Genomic DNA, 15,951 nt, shown 5'->3' with positions numbered 1-15,951 from the left:
CATATAATAAGTTTCGTGTTGTTGATCGGGACCGGGTTATGTCGATAAGCACCTTTAATCGCCGCTGGGCGGAAGTGATCATTGAAACCTTAACGCGGCATGGTGTTCACCATATCTGCATTGCGCCTGGCTCACGCTCCGCTCCGCTGACGCTGGCCGCCGCCGCCAATCCTAAACTGTTATGCCATACCCATTTTGATGAGCGCGGTCTCGGCCATCTGGCGCTCGGGCTGGCGAAATCGAGCGGCGAGGCGGTTGCGATTATTGTCACTTCCGGCACCGCGCTGGCCAATCTCTATCCGGCGGTGATTGAAGCACGCTTAACCGGTGAAAAGCTGGCGGTGATCAGCGCCGACCGGCCTGCGGAGTTGATTGGCTGTGGCGCTAATCAGGCCATTGATCAGTTGGGGATTTTTGCCAGTTATGCCGAAACCCTGAATCTGCCGCGCCCGACGCCAGAGATTTCCGCACCCTGGCTGGTGGCGGCGCTGGACGAGCTGTTAAGCCGCCAGCGTGCTGGCGCAGTGCAGATTAACGTGCCGCTGGCAGAACCGCTGTATGGCGAGGATAACGGGGAGTATATGAACTGGCGAGATAATCTGGCTGACTGGTGGCAGGGATCGCGTCCGTGGGTCACACACCGCCAGTGGGAAACAACAGAAAGCCAGGAGAAATGGCGCTACTGGCAACAACGACGCGGTGTGGTGATTGCCGGCGGGCTGACGGCTGCGCAGGGTAAGCGTGTCGTCAGCTGGGCGCAACAACTTGGCTGGCCGCTGCTGGCGGATGTGCAGTCGCAAACCGGTTCACCGCTGCCCGCCGCCGATCTCTGGCTGGGTAATCCACTGGCGCAGCAAACGCTGGCGCAGGCGGAGATCGTCGTGCAGTTTGGCAGCAAGCTGACCAGTAAACGCCTGTTGCAGTGGCAGGCCAGCCTGCGGGGGGCGGCTTTCTGGCTGATTGACCCGTTGCCGGGACGGCGCGATGCGGCCAATTTGCGTGGTGATCGCATTGTGGCGGATATTGACTGCTGGCTCGATCAGCACCCGCCACAGTGTCATACCCGCTGGGCCAGAGCGCTGGAGCCGCTGGTGGCACGGGCGCAGCGCGAGATTGTCGCCGCCTGTGAAGCCTTTGGCGAGGCGCAACTGGCGCACCGGCTGCCGCAGCTGCTGCCGAAAGGTGGGCAGCTGTTTATTGGCAACAGCCTGATGGTGCGGCTGGTGGATGCGCTGGCGCAGCTACCGGTGGGCTACCCGGTGTATGCCAACCGCGGCGCCAGCGGCATCGACGGCCTGCTCTCAACTGCCGCCGGAGTCCAGCGTGGTCATGCCGTGCCAACGCTGGTGATCCTTGGCGATATCTCAGCGCTTTATGATCTGAATGCGCTGGCGTTACTGCGCAACGCCCCGGCGTCGCTGGTGCTGATTGTGGTCAACAATAATGGCGGCCAGATTTTCTCGTTACTGCCGACCCCGGCCGCCCAGCGTGAACGCTTTTTCTGTATGCCCCAGCATCTCCATTTTGAACATGCCGCTGCAATGTTTGGCCTGCGCTACGCCTGTCCGCAAGACTGGCAGGCGCTGCAACAGAGTGTCGCCAGTGGCTGGCAGCATGAAGGTGTGACGCTGATCGAACTGGTGGTCGAGCCGCAAGCCGGCGCTGACACGCTGAAGCAGCTGAGCAACCAGGTGGCGGCATTGTGATGCTGCATGCGCGCTGGCAGGGACATCACCATAGCAGCAAGCCGGTGCTGGTCTGGCTGCATGGCTTTCTCGGCAACGCCGCAGAGTGGCAGGAGATTCAGCGCTCATTTAGCGACTGGCCGTTGCTGAGTATCGACTTGCCTGGCCATGGCGGCTCGGGCGCGCAGAGCGTCAGCGGTTTTGACGATCTCTGTCAGCGTCTCAGCGCCACACTGCTGGCTCATCAGGTGGATCGCTACTGGCTGATTGGTTACTCGCTGGGCGGACGGGCGGCGATGTATTACGCCTGTCACGCTGCACTACCAGGACTGCGGGGCGTAATCGTTGAGGCCGCACATCCCGGCTTAAGCCTGGCGGAGGAGCGGGCAGAGCGTCAGCGGAACGACCGCTGCTGGGTCGTGCGTTTTGCTTCGCAGCCGCTGCGTCAGACGCTGGCGCAGTGGTATGCCCAGCCGCTGTTTGCCGAACTCAGCGCCTTGCAGCGCCAGCAACTTGTCGAGGCGCGTGCCGACAGTTATGCCCCGGCGCTGGCGGCGATGCTGGAAGCCACATCTCTCAGTCAGCAACCGGATTTACTGCCAAAACTGCAACAGCTGACGCTGCCTTTCCATTATCTGTGCGGTGAGTGGGACCATAAATTCCAGCGGCTGGCGCAACTTAAAGCGCTGCCGCTCAGCACTATCGCCGCAGCCGGTCATAACAGCCATCGCGCTAATCCCGCGGCTTTCAGCTGGCGGATTGCGCGTATTTTAAGGAATAAGCATGATCTATCCTGACGAACAGCAACTTTACGCCCCGCTTGAGTGGCGCGATTGCAGCGGTGACTTTAGCGATATTCACTACCATAAGTCGCTGGATGGCATCGCAAAAATCACCCTTAACCGTCCCGAGGTACGCAACGCGTTTCGTCCGCTGACGGTGAAAGAGATGATGCAGGCGCTGAACGATGCGCGTCATGATGACGGCATCGGCGTGATTATCCTGACGGGTGCCGGTGAACTGGCGTTCTGCGCCGGTGGCGACCAGAAAGTGCGCGGCGACTACGGCGGCTATCAGGATGACAGCGGCGTGCATCACCTCAATGTGCTCGATTTTCAGCGCCAGATCCGCACCTGTCCGAAGCCGGTGGTGGCGATGGTGGCGGGCTATGCGGTGGGTGGCGGCCATGTATTGCATATGATCTGCGATCTGACGATTGCCGCCGACAATGCGCAGTTTGGCCAGACCGGGCCGAAAGTCGGATCCTTTGACGGCGGCTGGGGCGCTTCTTATATGGCGCGGATTGTCGGCCAGAAAAAAGCGCGTGAAATCTGGTTCTTATGCCGGATGTATAACGCGCAGCAGGCGCTGGATATGGGGCTGGTCAATTGCGTAGTGCCGCTGGCGCAGCTGGAACAGGAGACGGTACGCTGGTGCCGGGAGATGCTGGAGAACAGCCCGATGGCGCTGCGCTGCCTGAAGGCGGCGCTAAATGCCGACTGCGATGGTCAGGCCGGTTTACAGGAGCTGGCAGGCAACGCCACCATGCTGTTCTATATGACTGAAGAGGGGCAGGAGGGACGCAATGCTTTCAATCAGAAACGCCAGCCCGATTTCAGCAAGTTTCGGCGTAATCCATAATGCGCGCAGCAAGCCTCTGGCGCTATACCATCCCGCTGGAGGCGGGCGTGGTGTTGCGCGACCAGCGCGTTAAGCTGCGCAGCGGGCTGGTGGTCAGGCTGCGGGACGGATCGGCGGAAGGCTGGGGCGAAATCGCGCCGTTACCGGGATTCAGCCGCGAGGATTTACCGCAGGCGCAGGAGGCCGCAGAAGGCTGGCTGGCAGGCTGGTGCGCCGGAAAAGCGACGGCGGAAAGCGTTCTGCCCTCGGTGGCATTTGGCTTAAGTTGTGCGCTGGCTGAGCTGGATGGCACGCTGCCCGCCGCGGGAAATTACCACCCGGCGGCGCTCTGTGTCGGCGATCCCGATCAGCTATTTGCGCGCTTACAGGCGTTACCGCATCAGGTCGCCAAAATGAAAGTCGGTCTGTATGAGCCGATCCGTGATGGCATGCTGGTCAGCCTGCTACTTGAGGCGCTGCCGGATTTACAACTGCGGCTGGATGCCAATCGCAGCTGGACGCCGGAAAAGGCGTGGCAGTTTGCCCGCGCGGTCGAGCCTGAGCTACGCCAGCGCATCGCTTTTCTCGAGGAGCCTTGCCGCACACCTGATCAATCCCGCCGTTTTAGCGCCGCAACAGGCATTGCTATTGCCTGGGATGAGAGCGTGCGCGAAGCGAATTTTGTGGTTGCGGCGCAACCGGGGGTTACTGCGCTGGTGGTCAAACCCACGCTGACCGGCAGTATCAGACAGCTGCAACAGTTAATCATCGCGGCGCAGCAGCAGGGATTGACGGTGGTGATCAGTTCGGCGATTGAATCGAGTCTCGGCCTGACGCAACTGGCGCGGCTGACAAACTGGCTGACGCCGCAGGTTTTACCCGGGCTGGATACGCTGGATTTGATGCAGCATCAGCTGCAGCGCCGCTGGCCGGGTAGTTCGTTATCACTCCAGACGCTGGCGGATCGGGAGGCGATATGGCGCCGTTAATGCAGTGGCCCTGGCAACACTGGGCGCATTTGCGCAGTGCAGAAACGGCATTAATCTGCGCCAGCGGTGCACTGAGCTGGCAGCAGCTGGCGCAACGGATTAACGCGCTGGCAGTGGGATTTCGTCAGCAGGGCGTGCAGCCCGGCAGCGGCGTGCTGTTAAAGAGTAAGAACAGCGAACCCGCCCTGCTGGCGTATCTGGCGCTGTTGCAGTGCGGCGCGCGTCTGCTGCCGCTTAATCCTCAGCTGCCGGATGGTCAGTTAGACGGGCTGCTTCCGCGGCTTAATCTTGAATTTAGCCTCAGCCTGGCGGCATCGCCACCAGATTATCCCTTAACGGCGTTGCAGATGAACAGCGCCAGCGGCTGTTTATCGTGCCAGTGGGAGGGGGAAAGTCTGGCGACCCTGACGCTGACTTCTGGCTCCTCTGGCGTGCCGAAAGCGGCAGCGCACAGTTTTAATGCCCATCTTGCCTGCGCGCAAGGGGTGGTGGATTTGATGATGTTTGGCGCGGATGACAGCTGGCTGCTGTCGCTGCCGCTGTATCATGTCTCCGGCCAGGGGATTATCTGGCGCTGGCTGCTGACCGGCGCGAGGTTAAAGGTTGCCCCACAGCTACCGCTGGCGCAGGCACTGGCGGGTTGCAGCTTTGCCTCGCTGGTGCCGACGCAGTTATGGCGTTTGCTGCAGCAGGATACTTTACCCGCTGGCTTGCAGAATGTACTGCTGGGCGGCGCTACCATTCCACGTGAACTGGTGGCGCGGGCGGAAGCGGCAGGTATTCGTTGCTGGTGTGGTTACGGCATGACGGAGGCCGCCTCGACTATTGCGGCAAAGCGCGCCAATGGCAGTGACGGCGTTGGGCAGGTGCTGGGGAATGCGCAGATTAAGCTGGTGGACGGCGAAATCTGGCTACGCTCAGCGGCTCTGGCCTGCGGCTACTGGCAGGATGGCGAACTGTTGCCACTGACGGATAGCGCAGGCTGGTTGCATACCCGTGACGCCGCAAGCTGGCGACAGGGCGAACTACAGCTGGCCGGTCGGCTGGATAATCAGTTTTTCAGCGGTGGCGAAGGGATCCAGCCGGAACAGATTGAACGCTTATTGCTCAGCCATCCGGCGATTTCGCTGGCGTTTATTGTCCCGCGGACAGATAAGGAGTATGGCCAGCGCCCGGTCGCGCTACTGGAATGGGATCGGCAGGTGTCTTTGCAGGCGATTGCCTTATGGGCCACGGAGAAGCTGGCAAAATTTCAGCTGCCGGTAGCATGGTATGGTTTGCCTCCCCATATCAGCGCTGGCGGCATTAAGCTGCCGCGTAAAGAGTTAATTTATTGGGCAAATAATCAGGCGATAAATAATGATTAACTACTTATCATCAGGTAATTAATGATGATTAATTTTTGATGTTTCCGGCGTTTTGTTGAAGAGCAGGGCGGAAGATTTAATTACTGTTGCCGTGAGTATTGTACTGACTGTTTAATGATTAAATATTGCTCGTCTGATTGTCGGTTTATCTTAATTTATCACTATTGAGTGATATCCCGTCTGCAAACTAACAATGGAATGTGCTTATGCTTAAATTACTGACAGACTTCTTTCTTGGTTTAAATAATTTAGGGACCGGTAATAAATTTGACCCGTTATTTTCTTCGCGTTTTAAAGCCCTCAAAAACATTTCCAATTCGTCATTACCCCACCCTACCTTCCAGCAGCGTAAGCAGGAGATAATATGGGTACCGCCCGGGCAGGGGATTTTGCCGGCTGACGCGCAAATTTCTCCGCCGCCAGTTAAACCGCTTGCCAGGATGATAGAAGCGGTGGCGGTACTGTTTACACAGCCGGGTCAGGCTTATGCCCGCTATGTTGCGCCAGCTGCGCCCGCGCTGCAGAAGGTGGACCAGACGGTAGACCGTATCGTTAACGGCCTGCTGCCGTGGCAGGCGGCGCTGGCTGAGGAAATTTCGCCCGCCCCGGTTTCGACAGCGAACGTTACGGGCGCTGACGGGCAACATGCCACTGACGGGTTGACTGACCCGGCGGACAGTGAACTGCTCCGCTTGCAACTGGTTGATGAGTTGCTGGGGTATCTGGGGCTATCGCAGGATGCGGCGTTGCGGCAACAATTACTCGCCAGTCTGGCAGACACCGAGATTATGCTGATCCCTGCGCCCGAAACGGGCGGAGGACGCGAGGAGCGGGCGCATGAAGATGAGATGCGATATCGCCTGCGGCTGTATGAGATGTCGATCAGGGATAACCAGGTGGCGTCTGACAGTATTGGCGCACGTATCATCGCCTGGGGAGACCAGCAAACCGCCAACAGTTACGTGCTGTTTCAGCAGAGCATCGACAAGCTCAGTCTGCACCATTTTATGGCTGGCGGGGTCGAAGCGATAGTGGGTTATTTCGCCCGTACCCTTGGTGAAATCTATACCGGTGAAATCTTTCAGCGTCAGCCTGGCGAAACAAACGGCGAACGGTTGTTGCGGCTGTCAAATATGGTGTTGCTACCGGAACGGGCAGCGGGCCACGCGTTCGCTTTTAAGCCTGCGCCTGCCTTCAAGCCGGTTCGCCAGCTGCCGGGCGCCGTTATCACCCATCCGCCCAGCGGCATAACGGCGCGGTCGGTGCTGCAAAGCGATATTTCCGGCGTACGCTGGCATCTGTTTCCGCAGGGCTCGCTACATGCTACGGCCGTGGAGGTCGGTGCACCAGAGGCGGTAACGCGCACGGCGACATTCAATCCGCACAGCAGTCAGTGGCGGATTGAGGGGGTAACGGGTGAGCACCGGTTTACCCATCACTCCACACCGGATTTGTTTGTCAAAAACGGTGACGACTACCTGCCGGTCACCACCTCTGCCGATGATGGCACACTGCTACTGGCGGACGGTCAGAAAATTTATTTTGATCCGCAAACGCAGCAATGGACGCGTTTTTTTACCGCCAACACCCATCTGCACGCCGGGGTGATGCCGTTGCTTGCGGAGGAGTTAATCACCGCCGAGCCGGGGCGCCAGGGGGTGCTGAGCACCCAGTTTGGCGCTGAGCGTCGGGTATGGAAAACCGAGCAGGGCAAATATTATCTGGAAGTGCGTTCGCAGGCGGACAACCCGAATAATGAACATATCGGCTATATCGAGGGCTGGCCGGAGGGTGACTTTTTCACCATCAAGGGGGCGGGAGAGGCGTTGTCGCATCAGCAGCCGGTGTTGCAGTGGCAGGCGGCCACGCAAAAATGGCATCAGGCGCAGTCGCCGTTTAGCTTATTAAAGGCGGCGGAAGGGAAAATTGATACCGCATGGTTGCGACAGGCGCCAGCGCCTGAAGCGCTGACGCCTGTCGCAAAGCGTCCCGGTCTGTATCATCTCGGGTACCATTATGTTCTGCGCTGGCGTAACACACCGGAAGGCGAGATGCACTATCTGCCCCTGCTGGCGGGCGACCATCCCGGCGACTATTTTCCTGAAGAGCCTGGTGCTGATGATTTACGTTTTCGTTACGACGAGCAGCTAAAAGAGTGGCAGTTTGTGCCGTTAACCCAGCAGGCATTTGCGGGTCTGCCGCAGGCGGTGAAAGTGCATCTCACCAATCCGTTTTCCGTTGATTACAGCGTTAGCGGCTATCAGCATCTGTATCTCAGTGGGAGGGAACTTTATATCCACACTGGCGCGAATAAATTGGGTGAACCGGAGTATATCCGTGTTGAACAGGATCAGGCTGACCCTGACCTGTTCAGTTTGCGCTTAGCAGAGGATGATCAGTCGGAAAGCCTGTGGCAGTTTCGTTATAACCGTGATAACGATGAATTTGAGCTGGCGCGCTGTCGGCGGGCGAAACGCGCCGACGATATGCCTTGTTCTGTCGCGGGCAGCAGCTCTGATACTGAGGGGACTTTTCAACTGCCCGACGAACAGCGAAGCAGCGAGTTCGCACCTGCGGTATGGCAGTGGTTGCGGCAGCATCCACTGACTGCCGGCAAGGGCCGCCTCGACTATGCCTTACAGCTGGAGACATTGCGGCGGCAGAATTTACCCCAACAGGTGACTGTCGCGGATATTGCGCGCTATACCGGGACCTCAGAAAGCCTTATTCGCGGCAATTTAGATGCAAATCTTTCGCTAAAAGATCTTTTGTTAATCAGTGAGTCGCAACCGCCACAATCGTCAAACACGAAAAAGGCTAAACAGCCTGGCGGTGAGTTTAAACGAAAAAAATACACCAGAGGCTCCATAATAAACCTGGAGCAGGAGCTGTTTAATACGCGGCAGCAAGATGAAGATCCGTTTGATTACGCCATGCGTCTTAATGGCAGGCGGTTGCCGAGTGAGAAGCTGGAGGCTATCGCCCTGAAAGCCAGGGTCGATGAGTTTACGCTGGCCAATAAACTCAGTGAGTTATGGCTGGCGCAGCAGTCGTCGTTAACTGCGCTGGAAAAGCAGTGGCTAAAGGAGCAGCCGCGTCAGCGCGGCGAAGAGAGGATTGACTACACCATCCGGCTGCTGAACGCGCTGGAAGAGCAGACGGCGACAGGCGCGCTTAACGGCGTAAAAATTACCAAAGCGCATATTGCCGGTTATAGTCAGGAGTCACTGGCTTCGTTGGTGTCGGAAATAAAAAAACGCGAAGATGAGTGGTTTTTGCAAAACCGGCGTCAATTAGACGAATTGCGCAGAACCGATGACAGCGAGGAGGCCAGTTTTAATAAAAGAAAAACCTATGCATTGCGCCTGCTGAGGAAACGTTTTGAATCACCGCAAACAATTTTCGTTAGCCAGAATGCTATCGCCCGGCAAAGCGTTCTGCATCCGAAGACTCTGCAGGATATCGTTGAAAATGAACAACGTCGCTGGTTCGATAATATACCCCGGCAAATGGATGAGCAGACAGATAGCGATCTTGATGATGACCTGATTAAGTTACGCAACCAGTTATATGCCCGACGCGTGGCGGAAGCGCGTGATGGGCAACAGATGAAATGGCTGGTGACCGACAAAGATATTGCTGGTTACGCCAAAGTCACCCTGCAATCTTTCAGGCAGGCCCGGGAGCGTGATTTTGACGGGATTTTACCGATAAAACTGAAGCCCGATCCGGATAACGCGCCACTGCGTGCACAATGGCAGGAGTATCGGGCGCTGCTGGTGGATGCCAGCAATCCGCAACGTAGTGTGACGGCAGAGGTGATTAAGCAGCCGATCAGGCTTAGCGGGATGGCGGAGATACCGCAAGGTATGTCAGCAGCAAGGTGGAAAGAGGTTAAAAAAGAATTTTCCGTGCGGGCGCAGCAGCTGATTGCAAGTGATGGCAAAAGTATGGCGCCGTTTTCGCAACAGTATCTGGAGGTGGTTGAAGGGAGAGTGGGATTGGGTGTCGTGGCGAAGAAATTTATCCCCGCCGGGCGCTTTGTCGGCGGATACAGCGGCGTCTGGCATCCCACGGAACACTCCCTGAGTGTGGAATTAAGAAAGACAGGCTCTGAGAAGGTGCTGACTAAACTCTGGGGAACATATCAGGATGAAGGGGCGGTTAGTGGTTATCAAAATGCTAATATGCTTTCGTTAATTAATACCGGTCGAATTGAAGGGTTTCCTGAACTGGGCGAAAATAATCTGGCGGTTGGTTATATAAACGGTAAGTTGCCGTTCTACTATACCATCAAGGATATTGACGTGGGTAAGGAGTTGTTGATTTCATATGGTGATAACTTTAATCCGAAATATAATATTCAGACGGCGTTAAATTATGACATGATTGATATTATTGCCAGACATGAAAACAGATATTTTGTTATCCGCAATGCCGCGAAAAAACCCATCAAGATATTCGGTCCGGATGGTGAGCTGGATAGTCCGAGAAATATCCCCAAAGGGGCAATGATCAGCATCCTGCAAGAGCGTTTAGCGGAAAGGTATATTATTCACTACGATATAATCAGTAAAAAAGGGTATAAAAAAATCGTTAACCGGCATGAAGGCGATGACCATCTCTATTATGCGCTGGCGAAAGCGATAAATGAGGAGGGCGGGACGGATATGATCGATGAAAAAATCACTGAACTGAAAACCGCAGTTAAGACCGCACATCCTGAGGATGTGGTCATTAAAGCTGAACCTGCCGAACTCCCCCCTGCCCGAAAAAAAAGGGGCGCCGGATCAGGGGGAAACCATGGTTAAACCAGCAACCGCGCCGTCGGGTAATCCAGTACAATCACATTGATATAGCCGCCTTTTAACGCCCCGCGAATGGCGTTGGCCTTCTCTTTGCCGCCGGCCAGCGCCACCACCTGCGGACAGTTACGCAGCTGCTCCAGTTCCATGCCAATCACCGGATCTTCTTCTTTGCTTAATACCGCATGCCCGTCAGCATCATAGTAGTGCAGGCAGAGGTCGCCGACCGCGCCGCGCTCAGCGAGAGTTTTCAGCATTGCTTCGTCGTAGTAGTTACCGGAGTTACGCAGCAGCTGCGAAGGTTCCAGATCGCCAACGCCCACCACCGCCACATCCACTTCCGAAAATTTGCCCACCACTTCGGCCACATCGGCGGTGGAGACCATCCGCGCGCGTTCATCAACTGCCCGCTCGATACTTTGCGCCGGTAACAGCCATGCCGGGCAGCTAAGGTGCGCCGCCAGAGTCTGGGTCAGGATCGTCGCCTGTACATTGCCGTTAGCGCCAACGCCGCCCAGCAGCTGAATCACGCCGCGCGCCTTGACGCTGTTTGGGTGCAGTTCATCGACCATGGCGCGAATGGTGCTGCTCCAGGAGGAGAGACCCACCAGTTCTTCCGCCCGCACCCGCGTTTCCATATAGTGCGCCGCCGCCGAGCCAATCGCCTGTTTCACCTGATGGGCAGTGGCGTCCTCCGGCACATCGACCACAATCGCCTGCTGAATGCCATATTTCTCCTCGATGGCTTTTTCCAGCGCCGGAAAGATATTGGCTGGTTGCACCACGCTGATTTTAACCAGTCCCTCTTTCAGACTGCGATTTAAAATGCGTGACACAAAAGATTGCGACAAGTTGAGCGAACGGGCGATATCAGACTGCTTGTGATTTTCCATGTAATAGAGCGTGGCGATTTTCACCATCAGCCGCTGCTCATCCTGCTTTGACATAGTACCTCCTTCCAGACGACCTCAGTATTGTCATGCAAATACCAACCGCTGTATAGCAGTGTGATAAGGGCGGCGAAAACGCCGTTATTACGGCTGGTGCCAATTATCAACACGGGCGGCGAAAACGCCGCCCCTACGGGATCGATTGTAGGGGCGGCGTTTTCGCCGCCCGACCAGAGCAATAAATCAACAAACTGTGATCCTTTTCGCTTTTCCTGGTTTTGTCATTCGACAAAGCCACAGGGCAGGCTCATAGTATAATGAATAATAAGTCATGAGTGAATATATATTCAACGTGGAGATAATAATGAAAAGTACCCTACTGAAAATGTCACTGATTGCCTCGGCAATGGTTTTTTCCTCCTCTCTGCTGGCGGCAGATAAAGGCATGATTGCGATTATTACCCCGTCTCACGACAACCCGTTTTTCAAAGCTGAAGCAGAGGGCGCCAAAGCGAAAGCGACCGAGCTTGGCTACAGCACGCTGGTGGCGTCGCACGATGATGATGTCAGTAAGCAGAACCAGTTAATCGAAACCGCCATCGCGCGCAAAGCCAAAGCCATTGTGCTGGATAACGCGGGTGCGGACGCCACCGTGGGGCCGGTGCAGAAAGCGAAAGATGCCGGTATTCCGACCTTTCTGATCGATCGCGAAATCAATAAAACCGGAATCGCAGTGGCGCAGATTGTTTCCAATAACTACCAGGGGGCGCAGCTCGGCGCTGAAAAGTTTGCCAAATTGCTGAACGGCAAAGGGGAGTATGTCGAGCTGCTGGGTAAAGAGTCGGATACCAATGCGGGCGTGCGATCCCAGGGTTATCACGATGTGCTTGATGACTATCCGGATTTGAAAATGGTGGCGCAGCAGAGCGCTAACTGGAGTCAGACCGAAGCCTTCAGCCGCATGGAAACCATTCTGCAAAAAAATCCCAATATCGTCGGGGTGATTTCCGGAAATGACACCATGGCGCTGGGGGCTGAAGCAGCGCTGAAATCCGCTGGTAAAACCAATGTTATTGTCGTCGGTTTTGACGGCAGCGACTATGTGCGCGATTCGATTATTAACAAAGGCAATATTAAAGCCACGGTGCTGCAACCCGGCTGGGACCAGGCGCAGATGGCGATTGAACAGGTTGATTACTATCTGAAAAATGGCAAAGCGCAGAAAGAAGAGAAGCAACTGATGGACTGCGTGCTGATCGACGACAGCAATGCGCGCCAGCTGAAAGTGTTCAAACTGACAAAATAGCGCTGAGGGGCTGATTATGTTGAAAAAACATTGGGGCATAAACGTGCTGTTATGTGCCTCTTTGTTGCTGACAGCTTGCACAGTGGTGGATCTGGATGCGGACGGTAAGCCGATTATCCCGCCGGATCCCAATGCCAAAGCCAGCTACAGCAATCAAACTCCGCAGCAGGTGGTGCAGGAAAACTGGGACAGCAAAGTGATGTCAACAGCGAAACAGCACGCCCTCGACTGGGCCGCGATGCAGGAAAAGAGCCGCACGCTGAAAGCGGGCAGCAGTGAGAGCGTGTTTGTTAAAGCCAGTGGCCAGGTGACGGCGTTTAACCGCGTCAGTGAGCGCGAGCGTACTCTGGCGATCAACGTTAACGGCACGCCGGTCGAGGTGCAGCTGGGGCCGGTGATCCGCAGTAACGCGATTCGTGACGCCGCAGGCTTTAATTTTGAGGATTTCACCAACCAGGTACAGTTTGCCCAGCTGACCAAAGCGCTAAATCGCCAGACGGTAAAACAGTTACCGCCGGTGGATGCCAGCTGGCAGGGTAAAACCGTCGATACGTTGCTGGCGGTGACCCTGACTGCGCAAGGGGTGCAGGATGCGGTGGCGCTGACGTTAACGCCGGAGGCGCCATGACAGCGGAAAACCGCGATCTGATTCTGGAAACGCGTGGGGTGTCAATGCTGTTTCCTGGCACTCTGGCGCTGGATAACATCAATTATCACGTCTGGCGCGGCAAAGTTAACGTGATTATTGGCGAAAACGGCGCCGGAAAATCGACGCTGATGAAGATCCTCGCCGGGGTACAGCAGCCGGGCAGTGGCGAAATCTGGCTGAATGGTCAGCAGGTGCATCTGGCTAATACCCGTGAAGCGGCGCGACTGGGGATTGGCATGGTGCATCAGGAGCTGAACCTGTTTGAGAACCTGAGCGTGGCTGAAAATATCTTCCTTGGACGCGAGATCCAGCGCGGCCTGATGCCGATCGATGAGGCGGCACAGGAGCAGCGTACCGCTGAACTGCTACAGCGGCTGGATCAGCCGATTTCGCCGCGTGAGCTGGTGGCCAACCTGAAAGTCGGTCAGCAGCAGCTGGTGGAGATAGCCAAAGCGCTGGCGGAAGACGCCGATATTCTGATTCTCGATGAGCCGACTTCCGCACTCAGTAAAACCGAAGTGGCGATTCTGTTCCGCGTGATCCGCGAGCTGACGCGTCAGGGGGTGACGATTATCTATATTTCGCACCGGCTGGAAGAGCTGATGGCAATTGGCGATGTGATCACCATCCTGCGTGACGGTAAGTTCCAGGCCGAGGCGCAGGTGGGGGATATCGATGTGCCGTGGATTGTCCGCGAAATGCTCGGCAGCGAACCGGTCAGTAACTTCCTTAAACCGGGCCGTCAGTTTGGCGCGCCGGTACTGGAAGCGGAGCATATTACTTGTGTTAACAGCGCCGGTAATACGCTGGTGGATGACGTGTCGTTTAATGTGCGCGCCGGAGAGATTGTCGGCATTTATGGCCTGATGGGCGCCGGGCGTACCGAGCTGTTTGAGTGTCTGCTCGGCACCCAGCGCAACTATCTCGGCAAACTGTGGCTGGACAGCAAACCGCTGGCGAACCGGCTGTCGACCGCTGACCGGATTCGTATGGGAATGAGTCTGGTGCCGGAAGATCGCAAACGCACCGGAATTTTTCCGGTGTCATCGGTGGCCAGTAATCTCACTATCGCCAGTTTATGGCGTCGCCTCTCCTGGCGCTTTGCGATTGCGCAGCGTGAAGAGCAGGCGGTAGTAGCCAGCACCGTCGGCAATCTGTCAATCAAGGTCTCTTCGCCGGAGGTGTCGATTCAGGCGCTTAGCGGCGGCAACCAGCAGAAAGTGGTAATTGGTCGCTCATTGCTGACCAATCCGAAATTGCTGCTGCTGGATGAGCCGAGTCGCGGCATTGATGTTGGCGCGAAGGCCGATGTGTTTCGCATGATGGTGGAGCTGTCAGAACAGGGGATTGCGGTGATTTTTTCCACCTCCGATCTGAAAGAGATTATGGCAGTTTCCGACCGTATCCTGGTGATGTCGGGTGGGAAGCTTACCGCTGATATTCCGCGTGACAGCGCGGAAGAGTCGGCACTGGTGAAAGCAAGCGCCCAGGGGTTTTGACAATGAAGAATAGCCATAACGTTGCGCTGGCAGCGCATCCGGTCAAAGCGTTTAATTCGCGCGAAAGCCTGATTTTACTGTTGTTAAAGATGCGGACTTTTATCGCACTGTTTCTGATTGTCGGTTTCTTTGCCTTTACCGTACCGGACTTTCTCGCGCTGGGCAGCATGGTGATCATGATTAAACATATCGCCATCAATGCTTTCCTCGCGCTGGGGATCACTTTTGTGATTATTACCGCTGGTATCGATCTGTCGATCGGCGCCACGCTGGGGCTGTGCGGCATGGTGGCGGGCTGGCTGATTACCAAAGGCATTGTATTGCCGATGTTTGGTATCGCGATTTTCCCCAGCGTCTGGGTGATTGTGCCGGTGGTGTTGCTGATTGGCGCGCTGATTGGCGCGGGTAATGGCTGGATTATTACCCGTTATAACGTCGCGCCCTTTATCTGCACGCTTGGCACTATGTATATCCTGCGCGGCGCGGCGATGCTGACTTCGGGTGGGGAAACGTTTCCCGCGCTGGGGGGCAATCCGCAGTTGGGGAATACCGGTTTCGAGGTGATTGGCTCCGGTACGCTGTTTGGTTTGCCGTATGCCATCTGGATGATGATTGTGCTGGCGCTGGTGATTGGCTACGTCGCGAAACGGCTGCCGTTTGGTCGCCAGGTATATGCGATTGGCGATAACGAAAAGGCCGCGGAGCTGTCCGGCGTGCGGGTTAAACAGGTCAAAATTCTGGTCTATACCCTGTCGGGTTTCTGCGCGGCTATTGCCGGCATTGTGGTGTCATCGCAGCTGGTAGCCAGCCATCCGGCGAACGGCACCGCCTTTGAGATGAATGCAATTGCCGCAGTGGTGCTGGGCGGCACCTCGCTGGCTGGTGGACGCGGCACCATTATTGGCACGCTGATTGGTGCATTTGTGATCGGCTTTCTCGCCGATGGCCTGATTATGATGGGCGTTAGTGAATTCTGGCAGATGGTGATTAAAGGCATCGTGATTATTGTGGCGGTCATTATCGATCAGATGCAAAACCGCATGCAGCAGAAAGCCGCAGTGGTGGCGCAGAAAGCGGTGATACAGCAGGGTGAAGTAAGCCGTGAGTAGCGGTTTAGTTTAATTTTTTTACCCAAATTTTT

General features: G+C 56.2%; 11 protein-coding genes. 10 read left to right on the top strand and 1 reads right to left on the bottom strand.

Translation table 11 applies throughout. The features are described from left to right. The first annotated feature begins 38 nt into the window (after window positions 1-38). The 6 genes from menD (at window position 39) to J2125_RS04085 (ending at window position 10,472) form a co-directional block, all read left to right on the top strand. Window positions 39-1,706 carry a 2-succinyl-5-enolpyruvyl-6-hydroxy-3-cyclohexene-1-carboxylic-acid synthase gene (menD, locus tag J2125_RS04110; RefSeq protein WP_017803445.1) on the top strand — a complete coding sequence of 556 codons (1,668 nt, stop codon included), beginning with the start codon at window positions 39-41 and terminating at the stop codon, window positions 1,704-1,706. Beyond that, on the top strand, window positions 1,706-2,482 hold the full coding sequence (menH, locus tag J2125_RS04105; protein ID WP_017803446.1) for a 2-succinyl-6-hydroxy-2,4-cyclohexadiene-1-carboxylate synthase: 777 nt from the start codon (window positions 1,706-1,708) through the stop codon (window positions 2,480-2,482). Before menD ends, menH begins: the two co-directional genes overlap by 1 nt. Further along, a complete protein-coding gene (menB, locus tag J2125_RS04100; RefSeq protein ID WP_017803447.1) occupies window positions 2,469-3,326 on the top strand; it encodes a 1,4-dihydroxy-2-naphthoyl-CoA synthase in 858 nt (285 codons plus the stop codon). Before menH ends, menB begins: the two co-directional genes overlap by 14 nt. Further along, complete coding sequence (gene menC, locus J2125_RS04095) at window positions 3,326-4,294, top strand: o-succinylbenzoate synthase (protein WP_017803448.1); 969 nt, start codon at window positions 3,326-3,328, stop codon at window positions 4,292-4,294. Before menB ends, menC begins: the two co-directional genes overlap by 1 nt. Further along, entirely contained in the window at window positions 4,282-5,661 is a 1,380-nt protein-coding gene (menE, locus tag J2125_RS04090) for an o-succinylbenzoate--CoA ligase (protein ID WP_026112036.1), read from the top strand. Before menC ends, menE begins: the two co-directional genes overlap by 13 nt. Before the next feature lie 452 nt (window positions 5,662-6,113). Beyond that, on the top strand, window positions 6,114-10,472 hold the full coding sequence (locus tag J2125_RS04085) for an SET domain-containing protein (RefSeq protein ID WP_157819482.1): 4,359 nt from the start codon (window positions 6,114-6,116) through the stop codon (window positions 10,470-10,472). Here J2125_RS04085 and J2125_RS04080 read toward each other — a convergent pair. Further along, window positions 10,469-11,413 (bottom strand): sugar-binding transcriptional regulator, encoded by a 945-nt coding sequence (locus tag J2125_RS04080; RefSeq protein ID WP_017803451.1) that lies wholly within the window; start codon window positions 11,411-11,413, stop codon window positions 10,469-10,471. The two genes, J2125_RS04085 and J2125_RS04080, sit on opposite strands and share 4 nt — an antisense overlap. A 307-nt stretch (window positions 11,414-11,720) precedes the next feature. On the opposite strand from J2125_RS04080, the gene J2125_RS04075 reads away from it, so the two are divergent. From J2125_RS04075 to J2125_RS04060, 4 genes are read left to right on the top strand one after another with little or no spacing between them, the layout of a single operon-like run. Next, window positions 11,721-12,662 (top strand): D-ribose ABC transporter substrate-binding protein, encoded by a 942-nt coding sequence (locus J2125_RS04075; protein ID WP_017803452.1) that lies wholly within the window; start codon window positions 11,721-11,723, stop codon window positions 12,660-12,662. A 16-nt stretch (window positions 12,663-12,678) separates the two neighbouring features. Then, the gene (locus tag J2125_RS04070) at window positions 12,679-13,290 is read left to right on the top strand and encodes a DUF2291 family protein (protein ID WP_017803453.1); all 612 of its coding nucleotides are present in this window, start codon (window positions 12,679-12,681) and stop codon (window positions 13,288-13,290) included. Further along, entirely contained in the window at window positions 13,287-14,810 is a 1,524-nt protein-coding gene (locus J2125_RS04065) for a sugar ABC transporter ATP-binding protein (RefSeq protein WP_017803454.1), read from the top strand. Before J2125_RS04070 ends, J2125_RS04065 begins: the two co-directional genes overlap by 4 nt. 2 nt (window positions 14,811-14,812) lie before the next feature. Further along, window positions 14,813-15,919 (top strand): ABC transporter permease, encoded by a 1,107-nt coding sequence (locus tag J2125_RS04060; RefSeq protein ID WP_017803455.1) that lies wholly within the window; start codon window positions 14,813-14,815, stop codon window positions 15,917-15,919. Window positions 15,920-15,951: the final 32 nt, after the last annotated feature.

Source organism: Winslowiella toletana (assembly GCF_017875465.1).
GTDB classification, from domain to species: Bacteria; Pseudomonadota; Gammaproteobacteria; order Enterobacterales; family Enterobacteriaceae; genus Erwinia; species Erwinia toletana.
Note: the sequence above shows the minus strand (reverse complement) of the source record. Positions and strands in the feature narration are given on the sequence as shown.

Coding starts and splice junctions, on each gene's coding strand:
- menD (WP_017803445.1), top strand. CDS start 39: ATGTCGATAAGCACCTTTAATCGCCGCTGGGCGGAAGTGATCATTGAA.
- menH (WP_017803446.1), top strand. CDS start 1,706: ATGCTGCATGCGCGCTGGCAGGGACATCACCATAGCAGCAAGCCGGTG.
- menB (WP_017803447.1), top strand. CDS start 2,469: ATGATCTATCCTGACGAACAGCAACTTTACGCCCCGCTTGAGTGGCGC.
- menC (WP_017803448.1), top strand. CDS start 3,326: ATGCGCGCAGCAAGCCTCTGGCGCTATACCATCCCGCTGGAGGCGGGC.
- menE (WP_026112036.1), top strand. CDS start 4,282: ATGGCGCCGTTAATGCAGTGGCCCTGGCAACACTGGGCGCATTTGCGC.
- J2125_RS04080 (WP_017803451.1), bottom strand. CDS start 11,413: ATGTCAAAGCAGGATGAGCAGCGGCTGATGGTGAAAATCGCCACGCTC.
- J2125_RS04075 (WP_017803452.1), top strand. CDS start 11,721: ATGAAAAGTACCCTACTGAAAATGTCACTGATTGCCTCGGCAATGGTT.
- J2125_RS04070 (WP_017803453.1), top strand. CDS start 12,679: ATGTTGAAAAAACATTGGGGCATAAACGTGCTGTTATGTGCCTCTTTG.
- J2125_RS04065 (WP_017803454.1), top strand. CDS start 13,287: ATGACAGCGGAAAACCGCGATCTGATTCTGGAAACGCGTGGGGTGTCA.
- J2125_RS04060 (WP_017803455.1), top strand. CDS start 14,813: ATGAAGAATAGCCATAACGTTGCGCTGGCAGCGCATCCGGTCAAAGCG.